The organism is Rhodanobacter sp. Soil_C_14, from assembly GCF_057657335.1.
Genome location: NZ_JBDGIQ010000003.1, coordinates 219,100 through 242,233, shown reverse-complemented (window position 1 = coordinate 242,233; position 23,134 = coordinate 219,100). Strand labels below are relative to the sequence as shown.

General features: G+C 66.8%; 23 protein-coding genes. 8 read left to right on the top strand and 15 right to left on the bottom strand.

Annotation, left to right across the window (positions count from 1 at the left end; translation table 11 throughout):
* Nucleotides 1-76 precede the first annotated feature (76 nt).
* Genes ada through AC3A56_RS09660 form a run of 4 tightly spaced genes read left to right on the top strand, consistent with a single transcriptional unit; the run spans nucleotide 77 to nucleotide 3,120 of the window.
* On the top strand, nucleotides 77-1,156 hold the full coding sequence (ada, locus tag AC3A56_RS09675) for a bifunctional DNA-binding transcriptional regulator/O6-methylguanine-DNA methyltransferase Ada (protein ID WP_487770159.1): 1,080 nt from the start codon (nucleotides 77-79) through the stop codon (nucleotides 1,154-1,156).
* A complete protein-coding gene (locus tag AC3A56_RS09670) occupies nucleotides 1,153-1,887 on the top strand; it encodes a 2OG-Fe(II) oxygenase (RefSeq protein WP_487770158.1) in 735 nt (244 codons plus the stop codon). The genes ada and AC3A56_RS09670 overlap by 4 nt, the downstream gene beginning before the upstream one ends.
* A complete protein-coding gene (gene alkB / locus AC3A56_RS09665; RefSeq protein WP_487770157.1) occupies nucleotides 1,884-2,537 on the top strand; it encodes a DNA oxidative demethylase AlkB in 654 nt (217 codons plus the stop codon). Before AC3A56_RS09670 ends, alkB begins: the two co-directional genes overlap by 4 nt.
* A gap of 16 nt (nucleotides 2,538-2,553) precedes the next feature.
* Nucleotides 2,554-3,120 (top strand): DNA-3-methyladenine glycosylase family protein, encoded by a 567-nt coding sequence (locus AC3A56_RS09660; protein ID WP_487770156.1) that lies wholly within the window; start codon nucleotides 2,554-2,556, stop codon nucleotides 3,118-3,120.
* Nucleotides 3,121-3,196: 76 nt separating this feature from the next.
* Here the strand turns inward: AC3A56_RS09660 and AC3A56_RS09655 are convergent, their stop codons facing one another.
* The 5 genes from AC3A56_RS09655 to AC3A56_RS09635 form a co-directional block, all read right to left on the bottom strand.
* Nucleotides 3,197-3,622: a DUF2231 domain-containing protein gene (locus tag AC3A56_RS09655; RefSeq protein WP_487770155.1), complete on the bottom strand. Its 426-nt coding sequence runs from the start codon at nucleotides 3,620-3,622 to the stop codon at nucleotides 3,197-3,199.
* Nucleotides 3,623-3,628: 6 nt separating this feature from the next.
* The gene (locus tag AC3A56_RS09650) at nucleotides 3,629-3,970 is read right to left on the bottom strand and encodes a hypothetical protein (protein WP_487770154.1); all 342 of its coding nucleotides are present in this window, start codon (nucleotides 3,968-3,970) and stop codon (nucleotides 3,629-3,631) included.
* 108 nt (nucleotides 3,971-4,078) lie between these two features.
* Entirely contained in the window at nucleotides 4,079-5,287 is a 1,209-nt protein-coding gene (locus AC3A56_RS09645; protein WP_487770153.1) for a porin family protein, read from the bottom strand.
* Entirely contained in the window at nucleotides 5,284-7,638 is a 2,355-nt protein-coding gene (locus AC3A56_RS09640) for a putative bifunctional diguanylate cyclase/phosphodiesterase (RefSeq protein WP_487770152.1), read from the bottom strand. Before AC3A56_RS09640 ends, AC3A56_RS09645 begins: the two co-directional genes overlap by 4 nt.
* A 7-nt stretch (nucleotides 7,639-7,645) precedes the next feature.
* Nucleotides 7,646-8,299 carry a cupredoxin domain-containing protein gene (locus AC3A56_RS09635; protein WP_487770151.1) on the bottom strand — a complete coding sequence of 218 codons (654 nt, stop codon included), beginning with the start codon at nucleotides 8,297-8,299 and terminating at the stop codon, nucleotides 7,646-7,648.
* 144 nt (nucleotides 8,300-8,443) lie between these two features.
* Between AC3A56_RS09635 and AC3A56_RS09630 the strand changes: the two genes are divergently transcribed.
* Entirely contained in the window at nucleotides 8,444-9,364 is a 921-nt protein-coding gene (locus AC3A56_RS09630; protein WP_487770150.1) for an MBL fold metallo-hydrolase, read from the top strand.
* 4 nt (nucleotides 9,365-9,368) lie between these two features.
* On the opposite strand, the gene AC3A56_RS09625 is transcribed toward AC3A56_RS09630, so the two are convergent.
* The 10 genes from AC3A56_RS09625 to cmk all read right to left on the bottom strand — a co-directional run bounded on the left by AC3A56_RS09625 (nucleotide 9,369) and on the right by cmk (nucleotide 19,329).
* Nucleotides 9,369-9,716, bottom strand: a complete 348-nt coding sequence (locus AC3A56_RS09625; RefSeq protein WP_056718588.1) for a tRNA-binding protein — start codon at nucleotides 9,714-9,716, stop codon at nucleotides 9,369-9,371.
* Complete coding sequence (locus AC3A56_RS09620) at nucleotides 9,713-11,002, bottom strand: NAD(P)/FAD-dependent oxidoreductase (protein ID WP_487770149.1); 1,290 nt, start codon at nucleotides 11,000-11,002, stop codon at nucleotides 9,713-9,715. Before AC3A56_RS09620 ends, AC3A56_RS09625 begins: the two co-directional genes overlap by 4 nt.
* A gap of 58 nt (nucleotides 11,003-11,060) precedes the next feature.
* Nucleotides 11,061-11,936, bottom strand: a complete 876-nt coding sequence (gene galU, locus AC3A56_RS09615) for a UTP--glucose-1-phosphate uridylyltransferase GalU (protein ID WP_056765072.1) — start codon at nucleotides 11,934-11,936, stop codon at nucleotides 11,061-11,063.
* Nucleotides 11,933-13,831 carry a polysaccharide biosynthesis protein gene (locus AC3A56_RS09610; protein ID WP_056765075.1) on the bottom strand — a complete coding sequence of 633 codons (1,899 nt, stop codon included), beginning with the start codon at nucleotides 13,829-13,831 and terminating at the stop codon, nucleotides 11,933-11,935. Before AC3A56_RS09610 ends, galU begins: the two co-directional genes overlap by 4 nt.
* On the bottom strand, nucleotides 13,818-14,840 hold the full coding sequence (locus tag AC3A56_RS09605; RefSeq protein WP_487770148.1) for an MraY family glycosyltransferase: 1,023 nt from the start codon (nucleotides 14,838-14,840) through the stop codon (nucleotides 13,818-13,820). Before AC3A56_RS09605 ends, AC3A56_RS09610 begins: the two co-directional genes overlap by 14 nt.
* A gap of 7 nt (nucleotides 14,841-14,847) precedes the next feature.
* Nucleotides 14,848-16,020 (bottom strand): lipopolysaccharide assembly protein LapB, encoded by a 1,173-nt coding sequence (lapB, locus tag AC3A56_RS09600; RefSeq protein WP_056718593.1) that lies wholly within the window; start codon nucleotides 16,018-16,020, stop codon nucleotides 14,848-14,850.
* Nucleotides 16,017-16,274 carry a LapA family protein gene (locus AC3A56_RS09595; RefSeq protein WP_056718594.1) on the bottom strand — a complete coding sequence of 86 codons (258 nt, stop codon included), beginning with the start codon at nucleotides 16,272-16,274 and terminating at the stop codon, nucleotides 16,017-16,019. Before AC3A56_RS09595 ends, lapB begins: the two co-directional genes overlap by 4 nt.
* Before the next feature lie 160 nt (nucleotides 16,275-16,434).
* A complete protein-coding gene (locus tag AC3A56_RS09590) occupies nucleotides 16,435-16,734 on the bottom strand; it encodes an integration host factor subunit beta (RefSeq protein ID WP_056718595.1) in 300 nt (99 codons plus the stop codon).
* A gap of 71 nt (nucleotides 16,735-16,805) precedes the next feature.
* Nucleotides 16,806-18,479: a 30S ribosomal protein S1 gene (gene rpsA / locus AC3A56_RS09585; RefSeq protein ID WP_007805435.1), complete on the bottom strand. Its 1,674-nt coding sequence runs from the start codon at nucleotides 18,477-18,479 to the stop codon at nucleotides 16,806-16,808.
* Between the two features lie 172 nt (nucleotides 18,480-18,651).
* Nucleotides 18,652-19,329 carry a (d)CMP kinase gene (gene cmk, locus AC3A56_RS09580; protein WP_082542695.1) on the bottom strand — a complete coding sequence of 226 codons (678 nt, stop codon included), beginning with the start codon at nucleotides 19,327-19,329 and terminating at the stop codon, nucleotides 18,652-18,654.
* A gap of 111 nt (nucleotides 19,330-19,440) precedes the next feature.
* Here cmk and AC3A56_RS09575 point away from each other — a divergent pair, with 111 nt between their 5' ends.
* The 3 genes from AC3A56_RS09575 (at nucleotide 19,441) to AC3A56_RS09565 (ending at nucleotide 23,075) form a co-directional block, all read left to right on the top strand.
* On the top strand, nucleotides 19,441-19,698 hold the full coding sequence (locus AC3A56_RS09575) for an acyl-CoA-binding protein (protein ID WP_056765080.1): 258 nt from the start codon (nucleotides 19,441-19,443) through the stop codon (nucleotides 19,696-19,698).
* Nucleotides 19,699-19,785: 87 nt separating this feature from the next.
* Nucleotides 19,786-21,804 carry an oxidoreductase gene (locus AC3A56_RS09570; protein ID WP_487770147.1) on the top strand — a complete coding sequence of 673 codons (2,019 nt, stop codon included), beginning with the start codon at nucleotides 19,786-19,788 and terminating at the stop codon, nucleotides 21,802-21,804.
* A 359-nt stretch (nucleotides 21,805-22,163) separates the two neighbouring features.
* Nucleotides 22,164-23,075 carry a LysR substrate-binding domain-containing protein gene (locus AC3A56_RS09565; RefSeq protein ID WP_487770146.1) on the top strand — a complete coding sequence of 304 codons (912 nt, stop codon included), beginning with the start codon at nucleotides 22,164-22,166 and terminating at the stop codon, nucleotides 23,073-23,075.
* Nucleotides 23,076-23,134 lie beyond the last annotated feature (59 nt).

The window sequence follows — 23,134 nt, the reverse complement described above, 5'->3', positions numbered from 1 at the left end:
ACCGCAAGACCCGGAGTGCCACCACGGCCACCGCCCCGTAGATTGGCTGCACGAGATAATCTTCGGGAGCACACCCATGAAAACCGCCGACAAAATCGCCGAACAGGCCGCCGCCACCCTGAGCGACCCCCGCTGGGCCGCGCTGCAGGCGCGCGATGCGGGCGCCGACGGCAGCTTCTTCTATTCGGTCAGGACCACCGGCGTGTACTGCCGTCCTTCCTGCGCAGCCCGTCCGGCCCGGCCCGAGAACGTGGCCTTCCACGATTCGGCCGCGGCGGCGGAACGCGCCGGCTTTCGCCCGTGCAAGCGCTGCAAGCCGGACCAGCTGTCGCTGCAGGAGCAGCACGCGGCCATGGTCACCGCGGCCTGCCGCCTGATCGAGAACGCGGAGACCGCGCCCACGCTGGAGCAACTGGCGAAACCGACCGGCCTGAGTCCGTTCCATTTCCACCGCATCTTCAAGGCCATCGCCGGGGTGACGCCGAAGCAATATGCCGCGGCACACCGCGCCAGCAGGGTGCGCAGCGAACTCGGTCGCGGCAGCAGCGTGACCGAGGCGATCTTCGACGCCGGCTACAACGCCAGCAGCCGTTTCTACGAGAGCTCGAACCAGCTGCTCGGCATGACGCCGTCCAGCTACCGCGCCGGCGGCGTCGACCACGACATCCGATTCGCGATCGGCGAGTGCTCGCTGGGCGCCATCCTGGTCGCGCAGAGCCAGCGTGGGGTCTGCGCTATCCTGTTCGGCGACGACCCGGACACCCTGGCCCGCGACCTGCAGGACCGCTTTCCCAGGGCGAACCTGATCGGTGGCGATCGCGCCTTCGAGCAGCTGGTGGCGACGGTGGTCGGTTTCGTCGAGGCGCCGGCGCTCGGCCTCGACCTGCCACTGGACGTGCGCGGCACCGCGTTCCAGCAGCGGGTCTGGCGGGCGCTGCGCGACATTCCGGCCGGCGCCACCGTCAGTTACAGCGAGATCGCCCAAGGCATCGGTTCGCCCAGGGCGGTGCGGGCGGTAGCCGGCGCCTGCGCGGCGAACATGCTGGCGGTGGCGATCCCCTGCCATCGCGTGGTGCGCAACGACGGCGGCCTGTCCGGCTATCGCTGGGGCGTGGAACGCAAGCGCGCCCTGCTCGCCCGCGAAGCCAAGGCATGAACGCGATGCCCGACGCGATGACGAATGACGTCGCTGCGCGACTGCAAGTTTTCGACTGGGCCAACGTCGCGGACGACCTCGACGCGCAGGGCTTTGCGATGCTCGAAGCCCTGCTGTCGCCGCGGGAGTGCCGCGACCTGGCAGGCCTCTACGCCGACGAGGCGATCTTCCGCAGCCGTGTCGTGATGGGCCGGCACGGTTTCGGGCGCGGCGAGTACCAGTATTTTGTCTACCCGCTGCCGGACACCGTGGCTGACTTGCGCGGCGCGATCTATCCGCGACTGGCGCCGGTCGCGAATCGCTGGAATGCGGCGATGGGCATCGACGTGCGCTATCCCGAGTCCCACGCGGCGTTTCTCGCGCGCTGCCACGGCGCCGGCCAGCGGCGGCCCACGCCGCTGCTGTTGCAGTACGGCGCCGGTGACTACAACTGCCTGCACCAGGATATCTACGGCGAGCACGTGTTCCCGTTGCAGGTGGCGATCCTGCTGTCCGAGCCGGGGCGGGATTTCAGCGGCGGCGAATTCGTGCTGACCGAGCAGCGCCCGCGCATGCAGTCACGCGCCGACGTGGTGCCGCTGCGCCAGGGCGACGCGGTGGTGTTCGCGGTGCACCAGCGCCCGGTGCGTGGCACGCGGGGCAGCTACCGGGTGAACCTTCGTCATGGCGTCAGCCGGCTGCGCAGCGGCCATCGCCACACGCTGGGCATCATCTTCCACGACGCCACATGATCACCACCGACCTGTTCGCCGGCATCCGGGCGCCGCGGCGCGACGAGTCCTTGTGCGCAGGCGCGGTGGTGTTGCGCGGCTTTGCGCTGGCCGACGAGGCGCCGCTGCTGCAGGCGATCGATGCGATCGTGGCGCAGGCGCCATTCCGCCACCTGATCACCCCCGGCGGCTTGCGCATGTCGGTGGCGATGACCAATGCCGGATCGCTGGGCTGGGTCAGCGACCGGCGCGGCTATCGCTACGATCCGGTCGATCCGGACAGCGGCAAGCGCTGGCCGCTGCTGCCCGACGTGTTCCGCAAGCTCGCCACCAGCGCGGCCGCCCAGGCCGGGTTTGCCGGTTTCGCGCCGGATGCCTGCCTGATCAACCGCTACGAGCCGGGCACCCGGCTGAGCCTGCATCAGGATCGCGACGAGCGCGACTTCGGCCAGCCGATCGTTTCCGTGTCGCTGGGCATTCCCGCCGTGTTCCTGTTCGGTGGCGAACAGCGCAGCGATCCCGCGATGCGGGTGCCGCTGGCTCACGGCGACGTGGTCGTGTGGGGCGGTCCGGCGCGGTTGCGCCATCATGGCGTGCTGCCGCTGAAGCCGAACCATCACGAAGCGCTGGGCGAATGCCGCATCAACCTCACGTTTCGCTGCGCCGGCTAGCCAGGGAGTTCGTCCGATGAAAGGCCGCAAGCCGGCATCCGTCGATGCATCGAAACATCTGGCATCAATCGACTCCGACTGGGCGCAACTGGTGGCGCAACTCGGTCCTTGCGGACACGAACCGAAACCCGCCCGCGAACCGTACGAAGCGCTGGTGCGTGCGGTCGCCTACCAGCAACTGCACGTCAAGGCCGGCGATGCGATCGTCGCCCGCCTGCTCGCCCTGCATCCACGGTCGGCGTTTCCGTCGCCGCGGCAACTGCTCGACACCAGCTTCGACGCGATGCGCGCCTGTGGTTTCTCGGCGCGCAAGATCGAGACGATCCGGGGCATCGCCGCGGCCACGCTGGAAGGCGTGGTGCCCGACCTCGCCACCGCGCAGTCGCTCGCCGACGACGAGCTCATCGCCCGCCTGAGCGCGCTGAAGGGCATCGGTCGGTGGACCGTGGAGATGTTCCTGATCTACAGCCTGGCCCGGCCCGATATCCTGCCGGCTGACGATTTCGGTGTGCGCGAAGGCTACCGGCTGCTGAAGTCGCTCGACGCGGCGCCGACGCCGAAGGCGATGGCGCTGATCGGCTAGGCGTGGAGCCCGCATCGCACGGCCGCGGCGTGGTACCTGTGGCGCGTCCCCCGACCGTTGAAGGCAAAGCGGGCCACTACGCCGACGGTGGAGTGACGCCGAGCCGGTGTCCATACACCAGCTTGCCGCCGAGCCAGCCGGCAACGCCCAGCGCGACGAAACCCAGCACGCTCAGCGCGATCGCCGGCGCGCCCGGTTCGGTCAGCCGGGCGCCCTGCAGGCGCAGGAACAGGCTGGCCGCATAACAGGACAGTGCGCTCATCACCGCGATCATGTGCCGGTTGAGGTCGCGGATCGCCGGGTGGTCCGCGGCGATTTTCGCCAGCTCCAGGAAACCGGCCAGCATGGCGGGTATCGCGAAGCCGATCCCCGCCACCAGCAACACGCCGGCAAGATTCCACGCCGGCTCACCCCAGACCAGGCTGGCCAGATCCGCCGCCGTGGCCAGCGACCAGCAGGCGATCGGGAAATGGACCAGTGCGGGGTGCAGCGGATGGCGCATGGCCGCTCAGCCCAGCAGCAGGCTGAGCAGGGTCAGGAAGCCGACCACCGCGACGCCGGCATGCACGAGCACCACGGCTTTGGGCGCCACCTGTTTGCGCATATGGAACGAAGCGAGGAAGAAGCCCCCCAGCGCCGCCAGCACCAGCAAGGCCAGCGCCGCGGTGAGCCGACCCGGCGCCGCACCCTGCAGCACCACCAGGATCAGCAGCACCAGACCGCTGGTACCGAGCAGCGCGTGCAGTATCGAGATCACCCACGGCGCCAGCTTGCCGCGCAGCACGCTGGAGGCCAGCACCAGGCCGCCGATGGCGGCCACCGCAAAAATCAGGACTGCATAGAGCAACATGTCGTTCTCCCCTTGTCGCATGGTGTGGATGAAGTGGATCGTCAGGGATCGGATGCAATCGTGCTCAGGAGGTTCCCGTGTGCCGGGCGAACATCTCGCGGAAGCCGCTCAATAGATCAGCCGCACGCCCACCTGCACCTGGGTGACCGCCGACCCCGGCGCCAGCCCCGCGTCGACGCGCTGCGTGCGCACGCTATCGATGCGCAGCACCTCGGCGCTCAGTCGCAGCCAGTCGCGCGGGCGCCAGTTGAGCGCCGCGGTGACGGCGTTGCCGTGCTCGCCCTGGCCGGTGCCCACGGCGGCGGCGAGTTCGCGGGTGCTGAAGTGCTCGATGCGCAATGCCGGGCGCCACGCCCCGCGGTTCCATCCCGCCAGCAGGAAGGCCGAGCGGAAGCGCGTTTCGAACTGCAATCCGTCGACCGGCTCGATCACGGTGGCGCCGTCCATCGCCTGGGCGATCCAGCGGATCGGGCCGGTGTCGGCCGAGGCGCCCAGGCTCCAGAACCAGGTGTGCCAGGCGAATACGCCGCTGTCGCTGTGCGCGGCGGGATCGGCGCGGTTGTCATAACGCATCAGGCTCAGCCTGCCGCCGGCAGACGTGCGCCAGTCGAGGTTCGCGTACCAGCCGGTGCGATGGCCGATATTCTGGAACGGATCGTAGCGTCCCGGCGGCTGGCCACCGTTTCGGCGCACCACCGCGTCGGGCTCGTGCGGGCGGCTGCCCAGCCCGTAGGTGAGGTCGCTGAGCGACCAGCCACGCACAGCCAGCAGGTTGCCGGCCGGATCGTTGCGCTGGAACAGCGCGCTGCGCAGTTCCCAGCTGGCGTCGTCGCCGCGCCATTCGAGCCGGCCCTCCGCGCCCGTCGCGCGCAATTCCTCACCGACCCAGCTGTTGATCGCCGAAGGCGTAAGCGTCCACGAGCTGGTCCAGCCGATCGCATCGTTCTCCAGCGAGATCGGCGGCAGGAAAGCGCCGGCCTGCACTGACCAGCGCCAGCGCGACAGCGACACCGGGCGGTAGCGCAGGTAGGCTTCGATCGTGTCCAGCGTGGCGTAGTCGGTGTCCTGCCACTGGACGGAGGCCAGCGCCATCAGCGCAGGCGTGAACTGGGCGGTGCCGACCACGCCCGCACCGCCGAAGCGGGCATCGACGCCACCGCCGAAACGCGTCTTGCCCAGGCCGCCGCGGGTCCAGCTGGTTTCGCCGGGTGCGGCGACCAGGCGTCCGTCCAGCCATGCATGCAACTTGAACTCCTGGGCGAGACCCGCCGGCACGTACAAGACCAGCAGGCAGCACAGGCAGGCCCGGCGCATCATCGGCGCGGCCCCGCGGCGGCCAGCCCGGCCTGCCCGCCGACGAAGGTCGCGAAAGCCTCGGCCGGCATCGGCCGGGCGATGAAGAAGCCCTGTGCATGATCGCAGCCGACCGCAGCCAGGTAATCCAGCGCGCCCTGGTCCTCCACGCCTTCGGCGGTGACGCGATAGCCCAGCTGATGACTCAGCTCGACGATGGAACGCACGATGATCCGGTCGTTCGCATCGGTGGCCAGGTGCCGGACGAACATCTGGTCGATCTTCAGTTCGCTGACCGGCAGGTGGCGCAGGTAGGCGAAGGTCGCCTGGCCCACGCCGAAATCGTCGATCGCGATGCCGATGCCCTGCTCGGCCAGCCCACGCAGGATGCGGATCGCCGTGTCCGGTTCGCCGATCACGGCCCGCTCGGTCACTTCCACGGTCAGGCAGGATGCCGGCACCCGATGGATCGACAGCAGCGCGGCGATCCACGCCGGCAACTCGGCATCCTCCAGGTCGCGGGTCGACAGGTTCACCGCGATGTGCAGCGCCAGGCCACGTTCGATCCAGCGCTGAACCTGCGCCAGCGCGCTGGCCAGCACCCAGCGGCTGACACGATGGATGTTGCCGGTGTCCTCGGCCATGCCGATGAACGTGTCCGGCGCCACCCAGCCGCGTCGCGGGTGGCTCCAGCGCAGCAGCGCCTCGGCACCATCGGTGCGCTGGGTGGCGAGGTCGAACTTGGGTTGGTAGTGCAGCAGCAGGCCGTCGCGATCGAGTGCCTCGCGCAGGTCGCCCATCAGCGACAGCCGCTCGGGCCGATGCGGGTCGGTGGCTGCATCATAGAAACTCAGCGCGCTGGCCGAGCCGGCGGCGGCGAACTGGGCGACCTCGGCATGGCGCAGCAGCATGTCGGCTTGCTGGCCATCGGCCGGCGCCATCGCGATGCCCACGGACGGCAGCCGATCGATGCTGACGTCGGTTTCCTGGTACGGCTCGTTGAGCGCGTCGAGCACGCGCAGCCCGGCCGCGATCGCGGCGTCTTGCCCGGCCCGCGGCAGCCACAGCATGAACTGCGTGTCGCTGGTGCGGGCAAGGAAGGCATCCATCGCGACCCGGCGGATGCGTTCGCTGGCGTCGCGCATCAGCCGGTCGCACAGGGCGTGTCCCATCGTCTTGATGATTTCGGGCGCCCGCGTCAGCCCGACCATCAGCAGGGCGCCCTCGCCCGCATGGCTTGCCAGGCTTTCGTCGATGCTGGCTTCGGCAGCCAGCCGGTTGGGCAGGTCGGTGACGCTGTCGTGCATGGCCTGGTGGCGGATACGCAGCTCGCGCTGGCACACCGCTTCGGTCATGGCGTCGAAGGCGCCGGCCAACTGGCCGATTTCGTCATGTCGCCGGGTGCTGGCGGGGGTGCGGTAATCACCCGCCCCGATGCGTCGCACCGCGGCGGCCAGCGCCTCGACCGGGCGCGACACGCTGCGCGCGGTGAACCATGCACCGAGCAGGCCCACGCCCAGGCCCAGCGCCAGCAGCGTCGCCCACGCGATCGCTATCGAGCGGAACGGACTCAGCGCGTCGTCCAGCGAATAGCCCAGCACCGCCACCACCGGCGCGCCCTGCTTCGGCTGCTTCAGGCGCTGCGCCAGCACCATGTATTCCTTGCCGCCGACCTCGGTCAGCAGCGGTTTCCATGGCAGCCCGCGATGTGCGCTGGCGAGGCTGTCGACCAGCCCGGTGTGGCGATCGCCCCGCGCCACCACGTCCCAGCGATCCGGTGCGGTCTGCGTGGCCAGCTCGATGTCGCGGGGCAAGGCGGAAAGCCGCTGCATGTGCGCCAGCAGCACGTCATCCAGCGGCACGTTGACCACCACCAGGCCCACCGGCTGCGGCGCATAGATCGGCACCACCACCATCCACGACGCCTTGCCGTCCAGCGCGACCACCGCGGCGGTGCGCCGGTCATAGGCGTCATCGATCAGGTCGGGAAACGGAAAGCGCTGCGGCGTGCTCGTGGTGGCGGCGGTATCGGCCTCGACCGTTCCGTCCAGGCCGATCAGCAGCATGCGCGAGGCACCCACCCGCCGGCCGTGGTTGCGCAGCACCGACAACACGGTGCCCCGATCGCGTTCGGCGATAGCCGAGCGCAGCGCGTAGTCGAGCGACAGCACTTCGACGTTGCCGCCGATCCGCGCCGAGATGTCGTCCATCTGCGCCACGAAAGCCTGCGCGTTGGCGGTCAGCTGGCGCTCGCCTTCGGTCACCAGGGCGCGCCGGGTCACCTCGTAGACGAGGCCGGCGGTCAGCAGTTGCACCGTCACCAGGGTGGCGACGAAGAACAGCGCGAGGCGAAGGCGGAAACCCATGGTGCGCATGGTCGGCTCAGTAGTCCAGGTGCTCGCGATCCATGAACATGCGCGGATCGGGCATCAGCGACAGCGTGAAATCCAGATGCCCGATGTCGGCATCACCCCCGACGGTCACGCTCTGGCTCGGTTGCGGATGACCGGGATGCAGCTGCGGGTGCCAGACGTGCGCGGTGTAGCGACCCGGCGCCAGATGACCGATGGTGGCGTTGCCGTCACCACCGGACAGGGCGATCGCCGGCACCGCGGACACGAACAGGTAGGTGATCATGTGGTCGTGGATGTTGCAGCCCACCGCGGCGATGCCGCTCTTGTCCATCACCAGGGCCGGCGAGCTTTCCCCCGGCCGCAGCACGAATTCGAAAGTCCTGATCGCGGCAAACGAATAGACGTGGTGGCGGGTGCTGTCGCTGTTGCGGAACACCACCTCGTCGCCGGGATGAAGCAGTTGCACGTAGGGAACGAAGGTCTCGTCCCGCTGGTCGACGACGTGGGTGGCCGGTGCCGGTGGCGCGGATGCCACAGCCGGAGCCGCATCCGGGATCAGCATGACCACCGCGTCGCTCACCGCATGGCCGCGGCCATCGTCGAGGTGGACGGTGACCTCCGCCGCCAGCACCGGCCATGCATTTCCCAGCAGCAGTGACGCAACCACGAGCAGGCAGCGCATTGACGGAGTCCCCCGATCCCCTCATTGGCAGCTAGCCTACCGCAGTTTGCCCGCTGGCCGGATTCATCGGAATCAACCCGGGCGGCCGTGCCGTGGCCCCGGCAACTTGCTACCCTCGCGGAATCCACCGATCGCGAGGCAGGCATGGCAGAACACGGCATCCACACCATCGATACCGGCTTCGTGCGGCCACGGTTCGACGCGGCCTACCTGGTCGTCGAGAACGGCCGCGGCGCGTTCATCGACTGCGGCACCAACTTCGCGGTGCCGCGCATGCTGGATGCACTGGGCGACGCCGGCATCACGCCGGCCGATGTGGACTGGCTGATCCTCACCCACGTGCATCTGGACCATGCCGGCGGCGCCGGCGAACTGATCGCGCAGCTGCCGAACGCGAAGCTGGTGGTGCATCCGCGCGGGGCACGCCACATGATCGACCCGTCGGTGTTGTGGGCCGGCGCCAGCGCCGTCTACGGCGAGGCGGTGATGGAACAGACCTACGGCCGGCTGCGGCCCATTCCGGCCGAGCGGGTGATCGAGGCGGCGGACGGGCACGTGGTGGACCTGGCCGGGCGGCCGCTGTCGTGCATCGATACCCCGGGCCATGCGAAGCACCACCTTACCGTCTACGACGAGCGTGCCAACGTCTGTTTCACCGGCGACGTGTTCGGCCTCTCGTATCGCGATTTCGACACGACGCAGGGCCCGTTCATCCTGCCCACCACCTCGCCGGTGCAGTTCGACCCGGAAGCGTTGCATGCCTCGATCGAACGCTTGATTGCGCTGCGGCCCGAGGCGATGTACCTCACCCACTACGGCCGGGTGGAAGCGGTGGAACGGCTGGCCGCCGACCTGCACACGCAGATCGACGCGATGGTCGCGCTGGCCCGCGCCGCGCACGGCCAACCCGACCGACACGCCGTGTTGATGGAATCGCTCACCGATCTCTACGCCACCCGCGCCGAAGCGCACGGCTGGAACTTCGGACGCAGCACCTTGCGCCAACTGCTGGGCATGGACATCGAGCTGAATGCGCAGGGGCTGGAGGTCTGGCTGGACCGCTGACGACTCAGGCCAGGCGCGTACCGTTCGGCACCGGCCGTTCGACGGCGGTCAAAACCACCCCGTCGTCGGTGTGAAACCCGGTCAGCAGGAACTGCGAACGAAACGGGCCGATCTGCTTTTCTGGGAAGTTGATCACGCCGACGATCTGCCGGCCCACGAGTTGCTCGGCGCTGTACAGCGCGGCAATCTGCGCGCTGGTCTTCTTCTCGCCGTACGCGCCGAAATCCACCCACACTTTCCAGGCCGGCTTGCGCGCCTCGGGGAACGCTTCCACCCGTGTCACCGTACCGGCGACGATCCGCACCTTCTCGAAATCGGCCCAGCTGATTTCACCCTGCCCTGCTTCGCTCATCCTTCCAGCCTCGTCTTCAACCAGTCGCGGCCCTGCTGCCACCAGTAGGTCGCCTGCGCACCAAGATAACCGAACGGCCGGTGCGTGCTGCCCAGGCCGTAGTCGGCAAACTGTTTCCAGCCCTGGTCGCCATCGGCGATCGCCGCCGCCAGCAGTTCGCCGGCCGCGCAAGTCGGCGCCAGGCCATGGCCGCCAAACGCCTGTGCCCACCAGAGCCCGTCGTCGCTGCCACCGATCTGCGGCATCTGGTGGCGCGCATAGCTCATCAGGCCCGACCACGCGTAGTCGATTTTCACGCCGTGCAATTGGGGAAACACCCGCAGCAGGCCTCTTGTCAGCAGCCGCTGCACCGCCTGCGGCGAGCGGTTGCGGATCGAAATGCGGCCGCCCCACAGCAACCGGGTGTCCGGCAGCGCGCGGTAGTAATCGAATGCGAAGCGGCTGTCGTAGACCGCGGCGCGGGTGGCCAGGCAGTCGTCCATGCGTGGCCCCAGCGGTTCGGTCACCATCACATAGGTGGCGATCGGCAGGATCGCCCGGTCGATCGGCTTCTGCAGGCCCGCCAGGTAACCGCCGCAGGCCAGCACCACCTGGTCGACCAACAGGTCGCCCTGCGCGGTGCGCAAGCGCCATTGCAGGCCTTCGCGTTCGAGGCTGCGGACACCGCTGTGCTCGTGGATGCGCACGCCCTGTCCGGCTGCGGCCGCGGCAAGCCCGATTGCATAGTTGAGCGGATGCAGGTGCAGCGCGTCACGCTCATACAGGCCGTCGTGATAACGCTCGCTGTGGATACGCTGACGCAGCTCCGCCTCAGCCAGCCATTGCCATTGCACGCCGTAGTGCCCTGCCAGCAACTGTTGGCGCTGGCGCAACACGGCGGGATCGCGGAACCAGTTGGCCCAGATCACGCCCTCGTCGACGGCATCACAGGGAATGGCGTAATTGGCGATGCGCCGGCGAATGCGCTGCACCGCTTCGGTGGTGAGCCTGAAAATGGCCTGCGCGCGCGCCTCGCCCAACTGGTCCAGCAGCGATTGCTCTCCCAGCGAATAGCCAGCAAACACGAAACCGCCGTTGCGGCCGGAGGCGCCGAAACCGATCTGTTCGCGCTCCAGCAGCACCACCTCGCCGACACCACGCTCGGCCAGTCCCAGTGCCGTGTTCAGTCCGGCAAAACCGCCACCGACGATCGCCACCCGGGCGCGCCCGCTGCCCTGCAACGCGGCGTAAGCCGGGTAAGGTGTCGCCGTGGCGCGGTAGTACGAAGGGAAGGAAACCTGATTCATGCCGACGCCGTGGCCCATGCCCGCGCTGCCGACCTGACAGGCGCGGGCGCGCTACCGCTCAAAGCTGTTCGAGGAACGCGCGGACCGTCGGTGCGAGCTTCGGATCCTGCATCGCCATGTGCATGGTGGCGCGGACCAGCCCGGCCTTGTTGCCGCAGTCGAAGCGGATGCCTTCGAAACGATGCGCCAGCACCTTGCCCTGCTCCCTGAGCAAGGCATCGATCGCGTCGGTGAGCTGGATCTCGCCACCCGCCCCCGGCGTGGTCTGCTCCAGCAACTGGAAGATCCGGCCAGGCAGCACGTAGCGACCGACCACGGCCAGGTTCGACGGAGCATCAGCCGGCTTGGGCTTCTCGACCATGCTGCGGATCAGCGCGCTGCGTTCATCGATCGGGGTCGCGTCGACGATGCCGTACTTGTCCGTCTCGTCGTGCGGCACTTCCTCGACCGCGATCACGCCGGCCTGCTGCGCGTCGGCCAGTTCGGCCATCTGCCGCAGCGCGCCCTTGCCGGAGCCGTTCCAGATCAGGTCATCGGGCAACACCACGCCGAACGGCTCGTCACCGACAACGGGTTTGGCGCACAGCACGGCATGGCCCAGGCCCAGCGCTTCGGGCTGCGTCACGAAGATCGCCCGGACGTTGCGCGGCAGGGTGCCCTGCACCAGTGCCAGCAACTCGGCCTTGCCCTTCTCCTGCAACTTCGACTCCAGCTCGTAGGCCTTGTCGAAGTAGTCAGCGATCGCGTGCTTGTAGCGATTGGTGACGAAGATCAGCGTGTCCGCACCGGCATCCACGGCCTCGTCGACGGCGTACTGGATCAGGGGCTTGTCCAGGACCGGCAGCATTTCCTTGGCGACGACCTTGGTCGCCGGCAGAAAGCGCGTGCCGAGGCCGGCGACGGGGAACACCACTTTGCGCAGGGGCTTGCTCACTCATTGATCTCCGGATTGGCACGACGGATAGACACCACGTTGTCCGGCTGCGCCGACTCGCTCCAGCGGAACGACGGCAGCAGGCTGGATACGCAGCGTCGAAGTTCTTCCTCATCGAAGGCATTCACCGCTTCGGCGGCCTTCTTCAGCAGGGATTGCAGCAGCTCCCACGACACTTCACGGTGCTGGGCCAGGAAGATCTTGGCGTGGGTGGTGGCGCAGTAGTTTTCCAGCGGGTGGAACAATTCCTCGAACAGCTTCTCGCCCGAGCGCAACCCCGTGTACACGATCGGGATCTCGCTGCCGGGCTTCTTGCCGGCCAGCCGGATCATCTGTTCGGCCAGGTCGCGGATCTTCACCGGCTCGCCCATGTCCAGCGCATAGATCTCGCCGCCCGTGCCGATGCTCGCGGTCTGCAGGATCAACTGGCAGGCCTCGGGAATCGTCATGAAATAGCGCGATACCTCGGGGTGGGTCACGGTAACCGGGCCACCTGCCCGGATCTGCCGCCGGAACAGCGGCACCACCGATCCGGCCGAGTCCAGTACGTTGCCGAAGCGCACCGTCATGAAACGGGTGTCGGTCTGCGCATTGAGGTTCTGGCAATAGATTTCGGCCACGCGCTTGCATGCGCCCATGACGCTGGTCGGATTGACCGCCTTGTCGGTGGAGATCAGCACGAAGCACTCGACGCCCGTCTCGCATGCGGCATCGGCCACCACGCAGGTTCCCAGCACGTTGTTGTTGAAGCCTGCGCGGAGCTGCCCCTGCAACATCGGCACGTGCTTGTACGCTGCCGCGTGGAACACCACCTGGGGCTGCAGGTCGGCAAACGCCTTGCGCATGGCCACCCGGTCGCCACAGCGGGCCAGGATGCCGTCGAAGATCAACTCGGGGAACTCGGCGCGCAGCTCCTGGCCAATCCGGTACAGGTTGTACTCGCTCTGCTCCACCACGGTCAGCGACTGCGCCCCCAGCCGCGCCACCTGTCGGCACAGTTCCGAACCGATCGAGCCACCGCCACCGGTGATCAGCACGCGACGGCCGCTGAGCGTCTCGCGAATGGCCGTCCAGTCCAGTTCGACCGCGTCGCGGCCAAGCAGGTCCTCGATCGCCACTTCCTTGATCTGGTTGAACTGGGCCCGACCGGCGACCACGTCCTCCAGCCGGGGCACCGTGCGATATGGCAGGTCGGTGGCATCGCACAACGCGACCACCCGGCGCATCTCGATCGTGGAAGCACCCGGCAGCGCGATCAGCAGCATGTCGACCGCCGCCTCGCGCGCCACCTCGGGCAACTGCTCCAGTCGCCCCAGGATCGGATGTCCGTTGATGCTGGCGCCACGCAGGCTGGACTTGTCGTCGACAAAACCGACCACCGCGTAGCGCCTGTCGCGGTGGAGGTCGCGCGAAAGCACCTCGCCGGCGCGATCCGCCCCCACGATCAGCACCCGCTTGACGCTCTGGTTCTGCAGCAGGTCGTTGCGGCTGTCCTTCCAGTAGCGATAAGCCAGTCGGGGTACGCCAAGCAGTATCGACAACAGCAGCGGATAGAGCACCAGCACGGAGCGCGGCACACCCTCCAGCCGCTCGTAGAGGAACAGCGTCACGCCGATGGAGATCGTGCCCGCCAGCACCGCGCGCACGATATTCCATAGATCAGGCAGGCTGGCGAAGCGCCATACGCTCCTGTAGAGCCCGGTCCAGCGGAAGATCAGGCCCTGGACCAGCAGCACGATGGGAAATTCCAGCAACTGGAAGCTGACCACTTCATCGGGCTTCAAGGCATAGCGGAACAGCTTGGCAATCCACCAGGCAAGCGCGGCCATCATCAAGTCGTGCAGAACGACGGCGATGCGGGGATGGATGAAGCCGACAAGCTTACGCAGCGACATGAGGTGTCCTGTTCAAGTTGCGCCGCAGACAACGACGTTTCAGCGCCAGCCACCCGACCGACGCCACTGCATAAACCGCCATGGTAATCGGCAGCGCCAGACGCAGATGACTCCAGGCCAACCAGGCCATGGGTGCGGCGACAAGCAGGTTCCAGCCCAGGTAGGCGAGATCGGCCAAGGCGTGGGTGGCGCCGCGACGTACCGTCCACTGGTAGAGATGTTCGCGGTGGGCAGTGTACCAGCGCCGTCCCCGCCACATGCGCGTCAACAGGGTCAGGCTGGCGTCCACCGCGAACGCCGAGGACAGGATCAGCGCGGGCCAGAGCAGCGCCGGCTCGACGCGCCACAGCATGGCGGTAAAGGCGAAGATCAGCAGGCCGATGCTGCCGCTGCCCACGTCGCCCATGAAGATCTTCGCGGGCGGGCGATTGAACCACCAGAATCCCGCCAGTGACGCCGCCATCACCGCCGTCGCCAGCGCCAGGGCAGGCTGCGCTGCCTGCCATGCCAACAGGGTCAGTCCCGCGCCGACGAAGATCGCCTGTTGCGCCAGCAAACCATCGATGCCGTCCATGAAATTGTGCAGGTTGACACTCCAGACGCCGCCAACCAGCAGCAGGGGCAACCACCACGCCGGCATGCCAGTCGCCATCAAGCCTGCCGAAAACAGGCCGGTGCCAAGCAACTGGGCGAACAGCCGTGGCAATACCGGCAGCGAACGGTGGTCGTCCCACCATCCGGCCACGGCGACGAGCAGGAATCCGGCGAGCAACCCCGCCGTCACGCTGAGCGGCCAACCCGCCGGCGGCGCGCACAACACGCCCGGAAGACACACGAGCATGGCCACGACCACGCCGATACCACCGCCGCGCGGCGTCGCCACGCTATGGGATCGGCGCTGCCCGGGCAGGTCCAGCATGCCGCGTCGGCGGGCATAGCTGATCGAAGCCCGCACCACGAGCACGGTGATCAGAAAACTGCACGACAACCATCCGATGGTCACGGACATCCGCTGCTCACTCGCTGGCTACACCATGGATGGGCCTGATCGTGCTCCAGCTCTTGCAGCTCGGACACTGCCAGTGATGGGCCTTGGCGCCGAAACCGCATCGACTGCAGCGGTACATCGCCTGCCCTTCAAGCAGCTTGCGGGTAAGGTCGCGCAGGATCAGGAAGTTCTCGCGTGCCTCCCCCTCGATCTTGTCCATGGTGGCGTCGATCAGCGCCATCAGGCCACGCACCGAGGGCCGCTGGCGCAGTTGGGTGGTGAGGAAATCGATCGCCGCACGCTCGCCGTCGCGCTCCTTGTAGAGATGGGCCAGCGCCAGCACCGGCGAAACACCGTGGTAGCGACCGATCATCTCGCGCAAGAAACTTTCCGCACGTTCCATCTGCTGCGACCTGGCGTAACTGTTGAGCAGCGGCGGCAGGATTTCCGGAGTGAAGGCGATGTCGGTCTGGATCGCCGACTCATACGCCGTCACGGCGTCGGCGTGCTGGCCATCCTCGGACAGCAACCTTCCGGTCAGCATGAATGCCCGCACACAACCCGGCTGGCATTCAAAGGCCTGCCTGAGGTAGTCGCGTGCTTCGGCCCTCGCCCCGTGCTGGCGCGAGCGGTCGGCCAGCTCGCAATAGAACTGGGCGATCATCGGCGCCTCGTCCTCGCCGGTCATCACCTCGAGGCGGCGCGCATGTTCGATCGCCTTGTGCCAGTCGCGCTCGTGCTGGTAGATGGCAATCAGGTGCCGCAGTGCGGAGGGCGCGTGCGCGTTCATCGCCACCAGGTCGCAGAACAGCGCCTCGGCGCGATCGAGCAGGCCCGCCCGCATGTAGTCTTCACCCAGTTCCAGCAGCGCCACCGTCTTCATCGCATCGGTGAGCCCGGGGCGCGAAACCAGGTGCTGGTGCAGGCGGATCGCCCGATCGACCTCGCCACGACGGCGGAACAGGTTGCCCAGGGCCAGATGCGTCTCGACCGTATCGCGGTTGTATTCGGCCAGCTTGAGGAACACCTCGATCGCCTTGTCCTGCTCCTCGTTGAGCAGGTAGTTCAGGCCACGGAAGTAGTCCGACGACAGCGCGCTGACTTCGGCGCCGGAGCGGCGTGCGCCAAACTGGCGCGAAGTCCACCAGCCCAGCACGAAAGCGATCGGCACCAGGGAAACCAGCACGAGCACGACATTCATGGCTTGACCGGCGACTTCTTGTCCGCGCGCAACTGCCGACGCTGCTGGCGACCCTGCCGCATGCTCACGCCCAGCCAGGCGGTCAGTCCACCGAGCAGCCATCCGATCACGACCGCACCAAGCAGGGCTGCACCCTTGGGCAGCCGGAGCTGGGCAAAGCCCAGGTCATAGCCAACGAGGTCGGCGTTGAGCGCACCGAAGACGATGCCGGCGGCGATGAAGAACAGCAGGAGAATGATGGCGAGCAGTCGCATGGGGCGACTTTACCCGATTGATGCTGACTGGCACAGGCGCCGCCGGGATTCCGTGCGGCGATGATTCATGCGCGTGCGCCTGCCCGCGGAAAAGGCAAAAAAAAAGCAGGCCGACTCGCGTCGCCTGCCTTCTTTCCATGTCTGTTGCATGACCTGCTGATCAGGCGATGCCTGTCTCGAGATCCTGGTTGACCCGTTCACGCAGCTCCTTGCCAGGCTTGAAGTGCGGAACGTGCTTGCCGGGCAGTGCCACGGCTTCGCCGGTCTTGGGGTTGCGCCCCATGCGTGGTGGTCGGTAATGCAGCGCGAAGCTGCCGAAACCACGCACCTCGATACGCTCGCCATGAGCCAGGGCATGGCTCATCTGTTCGATGACGCTCTTGACGGCCATCTCGACATCGGCAAACGCAAGGTGGGTCTGACGCCTGGCCAGCGCCTCGATCAATTCGGATTTAGTCATGGGCCCCAATGTCCGTGACGTGAAACAACGGGGCGGCAGAAGCCGCCCCGTGTCAGACGTGTGCAACGCGATCAGTCAGCCTTGTTGAACTGTTCCTTGAGCAGCGCACCAAGCTTGGTCGTGCCGCTGGCGGCAGACGAATAGTCGACCGACGTATCCGGTGCGTCTTCCTCGTCCTTGGCGCGAATCGAGAGCGCCAGCTGGCGACCCTTGCGATCCATGCCGGTGAACTTGGCCTCGACCTTGTCACCCACCTTCAGATGCAGCGTGGCATCGTCGATGCGCTCCTTGGCGATGTCGTTGGCGCGCAGGTAACCCTCGACGCCCTCGCCCAGATCGATCACCGCACCCTTCGCATCGACTTCCTTGACGGTGCCGTTGACGATGGTGCCGCGCGGATTCGCCGCCATGAACTGGCCGAACGGATCCTGCTCCATCTGCTTGATGCCGAGCGAGATGCGCTCACGCTCCGGGTCGACTGCCAACACCACGGCCTCGATCTCGTCGCCCTTCTTGAAGTTGCGAACCAGATCTTCGCCGGACATCTGCCAGGAGATGTCGGACAGGTGCACCAGGCCGTCGATGCCGCCGTCCAGGCCGATGAATACACCGAAATCGGTGATCGACTTGATCTGGCCGGACACCTTGTCGCCCTTCTTGTGCATCGCTGCGAAGGCTTCCCACGGGTTCGAGCGGGTCTGCTTGATGCCCAGCGAGATGCGGCGACGCTCCTCGTCCACGTCCAGCACGGTGACTTCGGTTTCGTCACCGACCTGAACCACCTTGGCCGGGTTGACGTTCTTGTTGGTCCAGTCCATCTCGGACACGTGCACCAGGCCTTCCACGCCCGGCTCGATCTCGACGAAGCAGCCGTAATCGGTGACGTTGGAGACCTTGCCGAACAGGCGGCTGCCGACCGGGTAGCGGCGGGCGATGGCGACCCACGGGTCGTCGCCCAGCTGCTTCAGGCCCAGCGAAACGCGGTTGCGCTCCTTGTCGTACTTCAGCACGCGCACGTCCAGCTCGTCGCCGACGTTGACCACTTCGGACGGATGACGCACGCGCTTCCACGCCATGTCGGTGATGTGCAGCAGGCCGTCGATGCCACCCAGGTCCACGAACGCGCCGTAGTCGGTGAGGTTCTTGACCACACCCTTGACGACGGCACCCTCGGTCAGGCGCTCAAGCAGCTGTTCGCGCTCGGCGGAGAACTCGGTCTCGACGACGGCACGGCGGCTGACCACCACGTTGTTGCGCTTGCGGTCGAGCTTGATGATCTTGAACTCGAGTTCCTTGCCCTCGAGGTAGGTCGGCTCGCGCACCGGGCGCACGTCGACCAGCGAACCGGGCAGGAACGCGCGAACGTCCTTGATGTCGACGGTGAAACCGCCCTTGACCTTGCCCGAGATCATGCCCTTGATGGTCTCTTCCTTGTCGAACGCCTGCTCCAGGTCGTCCCACACCATCGAGCGCTTGGCTTTCTCGCGCGACAGCTTGGTCTCGCCGAAACCGTCTTCCAAAGCTTCGAGGGCTACCTTCACCTCGTCGCCTACCTGCACCTCCAGCACGCCCTCTTCGCTCTTGAACTGCTCGATGGGGACGATGCCTTCGCTCTTCAGGCCAGCGTTGATCACGACGACGTCATTGCGGATTTCCACAACGATGCCGGTGACGATGGCGCCGGGCTTCAGCTTGGAGATGGCCTGCTGGCTCTGTTCAAACAGTTCGGCAAAACTTTCAGTCATGTTGATTCCATAGTGGGAAAGGATCGTGGTTCATTGCGCTGGAATGGTTGGTGCGCGAACTTCCGATCCACCGGTTGAGGGTGCATGAGGGGTTCCCGGGGAACCGACCATCATCACCGTTGGCCAAAACCCCCTGCCTTGGCAGGGGCACAAAAGCCGCCGCGCAACCCGTTCAGGGCTGCACGACGGCAAATACTTTCGCAACGACCTCGTCGATGCCCATGCCGGTGGTATCCACCAGCAAGGCATCAGCGGCAGGCTTGAGCGGCGCCACGGCACGCGAAGCATCGCGACTGTCACGCGCCTCAATTTCGCGCTGAAGGCCAGCAAGTGTAACGCTGAGTCCCTTTTCCTTCAACTGCTTATAGCGCCTTTTCGCTCGTTCCACGGCGCTCGCGGTGAGGAAAACCTTGTACTGGGCATCGGGGAAGATCACCGTGCCCATGTCGCGCCCGTCCGCCACCAGGCCTGGCAGCTTGCGGAAGCCCAGTTGCAGCGCCACCAGCGCTTCACGCACCGAGGGCATCGAGGCGATCGCCGAAGCAGCCGCGCCGGCGGTTTCGGTGCGCAATTCGTCGGTGGCATCGTGGCCGTTGACGATCACCCGGGTCTCGCCGCCATCGGCCGCAGCCCGGAACTGGATCTTCGTCCCCTGCGCGCAACGGGTCACCGCCTCCACGTCCGAAAGGTCGAGCCCAGCCATCCCCGCGGCGTAACCCACGGCGCGATACAGCGCCCCCGAGTCCAGCAGGCGCCAGCCCAGCCGCTCGGCCACCAGCGCGCTGATGGTGCCCTTGCCCGATCCCGACGGTCCGTCGATGGTGAGTACGGGGGCTGGGGCATGGCTCATGGCGGGATCCTGGCTGAACGGCAAAGCGCGCAGTTTAACGCGTTGACCCGCTCCCGGACGCGTGCTATCTAGCCGATCCCACCTTGCCTGTCTGCGTTGTCGAACTGCCTTATGACCGATCTTCGCCGCGAGTTCGAACAGGCTGCCGCAGACATCCAGCGACTGGGAATGCGCCCCGACAACGATACCTTGCTGAAGCTGTATGCCCTGTACAAGCAGGGCTCGGAGGGCGATTTGAAGCGCACCCAGCCCGGTTTCTTCGACTTTGTCGGCACAGCCAAACACGAGGCCTGGGCGCAATTGAGCGGTGTTCCGGAAGACGAGGCCATGCGCCGCTACATCGCACTGGTACAACAACTGCTGGCCTGAGTACCGGCTCCGTCCGCAGACGGTGCTTGCTTTCGGATAGCGAACACCGGCACATTCATACGATCGTTTGAGTCGGCCGTGGATCGCATGAACTACCCCAACCTGTTTGCCCCGCTCGATCTGGGCCACGTCACCCTGCCCAACCGCATCCTGATGGGCTCGATGCACACCGGGCTGGAGGACAAGGCCAGCGATTACGACAAGCTGGCCGCGTATTTCGCCGAGCGCGCCCGCGGCGGCGTGGGGCTGATGGTCACCGGCGGCATTTCGCCCAGCATCGAGGGCTGGCTGAAACCGTTCGGCGGCCGCCTGACGATGCCCTGGCACAAGCCCCGCCATCGCAAGCTCACGGACGCCGTCCACGCCGAGGGCGGGCGCATCTGCATGCAGATCCTGCACGCAGGGCGCTACGGCTATCACCCGTTGTCGGTGGCGCCATCGAGGATCAAGTCGCCGATCACCCCGTTCACGCCGCGCGCACTGTCCGCCCGCGGCGTGGAACGCACCATCGACGATTTCGTGCATTGCGCGAAACTCGCCCGCGACGCCGGCTACGACGGTGTCGAGGTGATGGGCTCCGAAGGTTATCTGATCAACGAATTCATCGCCGCGCGCACCAACCGGCGCAACGACCGCTGGGGTGGCGACGCCGACCGGCGCATGCGCTTTCCGATCGAGATCGTGCGCCGCACGCGCGAAGCGGTGGGCCGGGATTTCATCATCATCTATCGGCTGTCGATGCTCGACCTGGTCGAGGGCGGCCAGGACTGGGATGAAATCGCCACGCTGGCCAGGGGCATCGAGGCGGCCGGCGCCAGCATCATCAACACCGGCATCGGCTGGCACGAGGCACGCATTCCCACCATCGTCACCAGCGTGCCGCGCGCCGGCTTCGCCTGGGTCACGCAAAAGCTGAAGGGTGAGGTAGCGGTCCCGCTGGTCGCCACCAACCGGATCAACATGCCCGACGTGGCCGAACGCATCCTGGCCGGCGGCGAAGCCGACATGGTCTCGATGGCGCGGCCGCTGCTGGCCGATCCGGCCTGGGCGAACAAGGCCAGGGCCGGGCGCAGCGAACGCATCAACACCTGCATCGCCTGCAACCAGGCCTGCCTCGACCACGTGTTCCAGAACCGGCGCGCCAGTTGCCTGGTCAACCCGCGCGCGTGCCACGAGACCGAACTGAAGATCGAGCCGGCGAGCATCCGCAAGCGCATCGCCGTGATCGGTGCCGGTCCCGCCGGGATGGCCTGCGCCAGCACCCTGGGCGAACGGGGGCACGCGGTGACCATGATCGACCAAGCCGGGGAAATCGGTGGCCAGTTCAACGTCGCCAAGCAGATTCCGGGCAAGGAAGAGTTCCACGAGACCTTGCGCTACTTCCGCCACCGACTGCAGGACGTCGGGGTCGAGGTACGACTCGGCCAGTCGGCGGATGCCACGACGTTGCGCGAAGGCGGCTATGACGAGGTGGTCATCGCCACCGGCATCACGCCGCGCCGGGTGAGCTTTCCCGGCAGTGATGATCCGCGCGTGCTGGGTTATCTCGACGTGCTGGCCCGGCACCAGCCGGTCGGTGCGCGGGTGGCCATCATCGGTGCCGGCGGCATCGGTTTCGACGTGGCCGAATTCCTGGTCGAACACCTGCCCTCGCCCACCACGGACGTGGCTCGCTGGACCCGGGAATGGGGCGTGGACATGGAACTCAGGCAGCCCAGTGGCCTGCAGGCGCCGCAGCCGGAGCCGCCAGCGCGGCAAGTGTGGCTGCTCCAGCGCAGCGAGGGCCGCCCTGGCGCGCGACTCAACAAGACCACCGGCTGGGTGCATCGTGCAACGCTGAAGGCAAAGCAGGTCAGCATGCTCGGCAAGGTCGGTTATGAACGTTTCGACGACCAGGGCCTGCACGTCACGGTCGATGGCAAGGCGCAGATCCTGCCCGTCGACAACGTGGTGATATGCGCCGGCCAGGAGCCCAACCGTCGACTTGCCGACGAACTCATTGCTGCCGGCATCACGGTACACGTGATCGGCGGCGCCGACGTGGCGGCGGAACTCGATGCGAAACGGGCCATCGACCAGGGCACTCGACTCGCCAGCAGGATCTAGTCTTGCCCATCCGCACGGCGGGGTTTTCGGCGCGCCGAATCCTGCCCGGCCGGCCACCGCCAGCGTCGCGTGAGAATTCCGGGGGCTCAGGGCCGGAGTCATGCGACCGCCGATGGCGACGACACCGCTGTCGGATGACAGCGGTGTCGTGCAAGCCGGAAAAAGAAAGCGCCCCGCAGGGGAGACGCATCAACGTGGGTTCAGGGGGGGAGTTGAACCAGACGTCGTATTTAGCGTCGCTGCGGGGCGAGGGTCACCGCCACCGGGGGGAGGGGAGGTGGCGGGACGTCGTCATTTTATGATCGCCTCAATAAAGTATCTAATATATATTTGGCGCATCATTAATTCGATATCGCTATATGTTCGATCTTCGCCAGTTGCGCTATTTCGTCGCCGTCGCCGAGGAGCTGAGCTTCACCCGGGCGGCCTTGCGCCTGCACCTGTCCCAACCGCCGCTATCCCAGCAGATCCGCGCCCTCGAGGAGGACCTCGATGTGCGGCTGCTCGAGCGCAACAAGCGCCATGTGGCCCTGACCGAACCGGGCCGCGTGTTCCTCGAACAGGCTCGACAGATTCTCGCCAAGGCCGATGAGGCACGCAGCCAGGTCACCGCCGCTGCGGCCGGCTACAGCGGCCAGTTGCGACTGGCCTATAGCGTGTCTGTCTCGTTCCATCCCGCCCTGCCCCAGACCCTGCTCCGTTACGGCCAGATCGCCCCCAGGGTCGCGCTGCAGTTGAGCGAGATGTATACCGAACCGCAATTTGCCGCCCTGCTCGCCGGCCAGATCGACGTCGGCTTCGTGCGGGATGAACCGACCAACCCCCAGACGGCACGCAGCCTGCGGCTGAACGTGATCGACCGTGAACCGCTCCTGCTGGCGCTCCCCACCGGCCATCCGCTGGCCGGGCGCAGCAGCCTGCATCTGGCCGAAGTCGCCGGCGATGCGTTCGTCTCGCAGCCGCGCCAACTGGTCGCCACGCTCTACGATCGGCTGGTGAAACTGGCCACCCGGGCAGGGTTCCAGCCCACGATCATCCAGCACGCCCAGCAGGTCAACGGCTTGCTGGCGTTGGTAGCCGGCGGCTTGGGGCTGGCCCTGGTCCCGGCCAGCATGCGGGCCGTGCGGCTGGCGGGCGTCAGTTATGTGCCGCTGGAAGACGCCGATGCCTACCTGTTGCTGGCCCTGGCTTCGCGCGTCGACGACACCTCACCCGTGCTGCAGCAGTTCCTGGCCACGGTCACGGAAATGGTCATTGGCCCGGGCTTGTGACAAGGCTTTCAACTGGTTACAATTGCCAGCTTACTTTATTCTTTTGTGTCAGGAGCTAG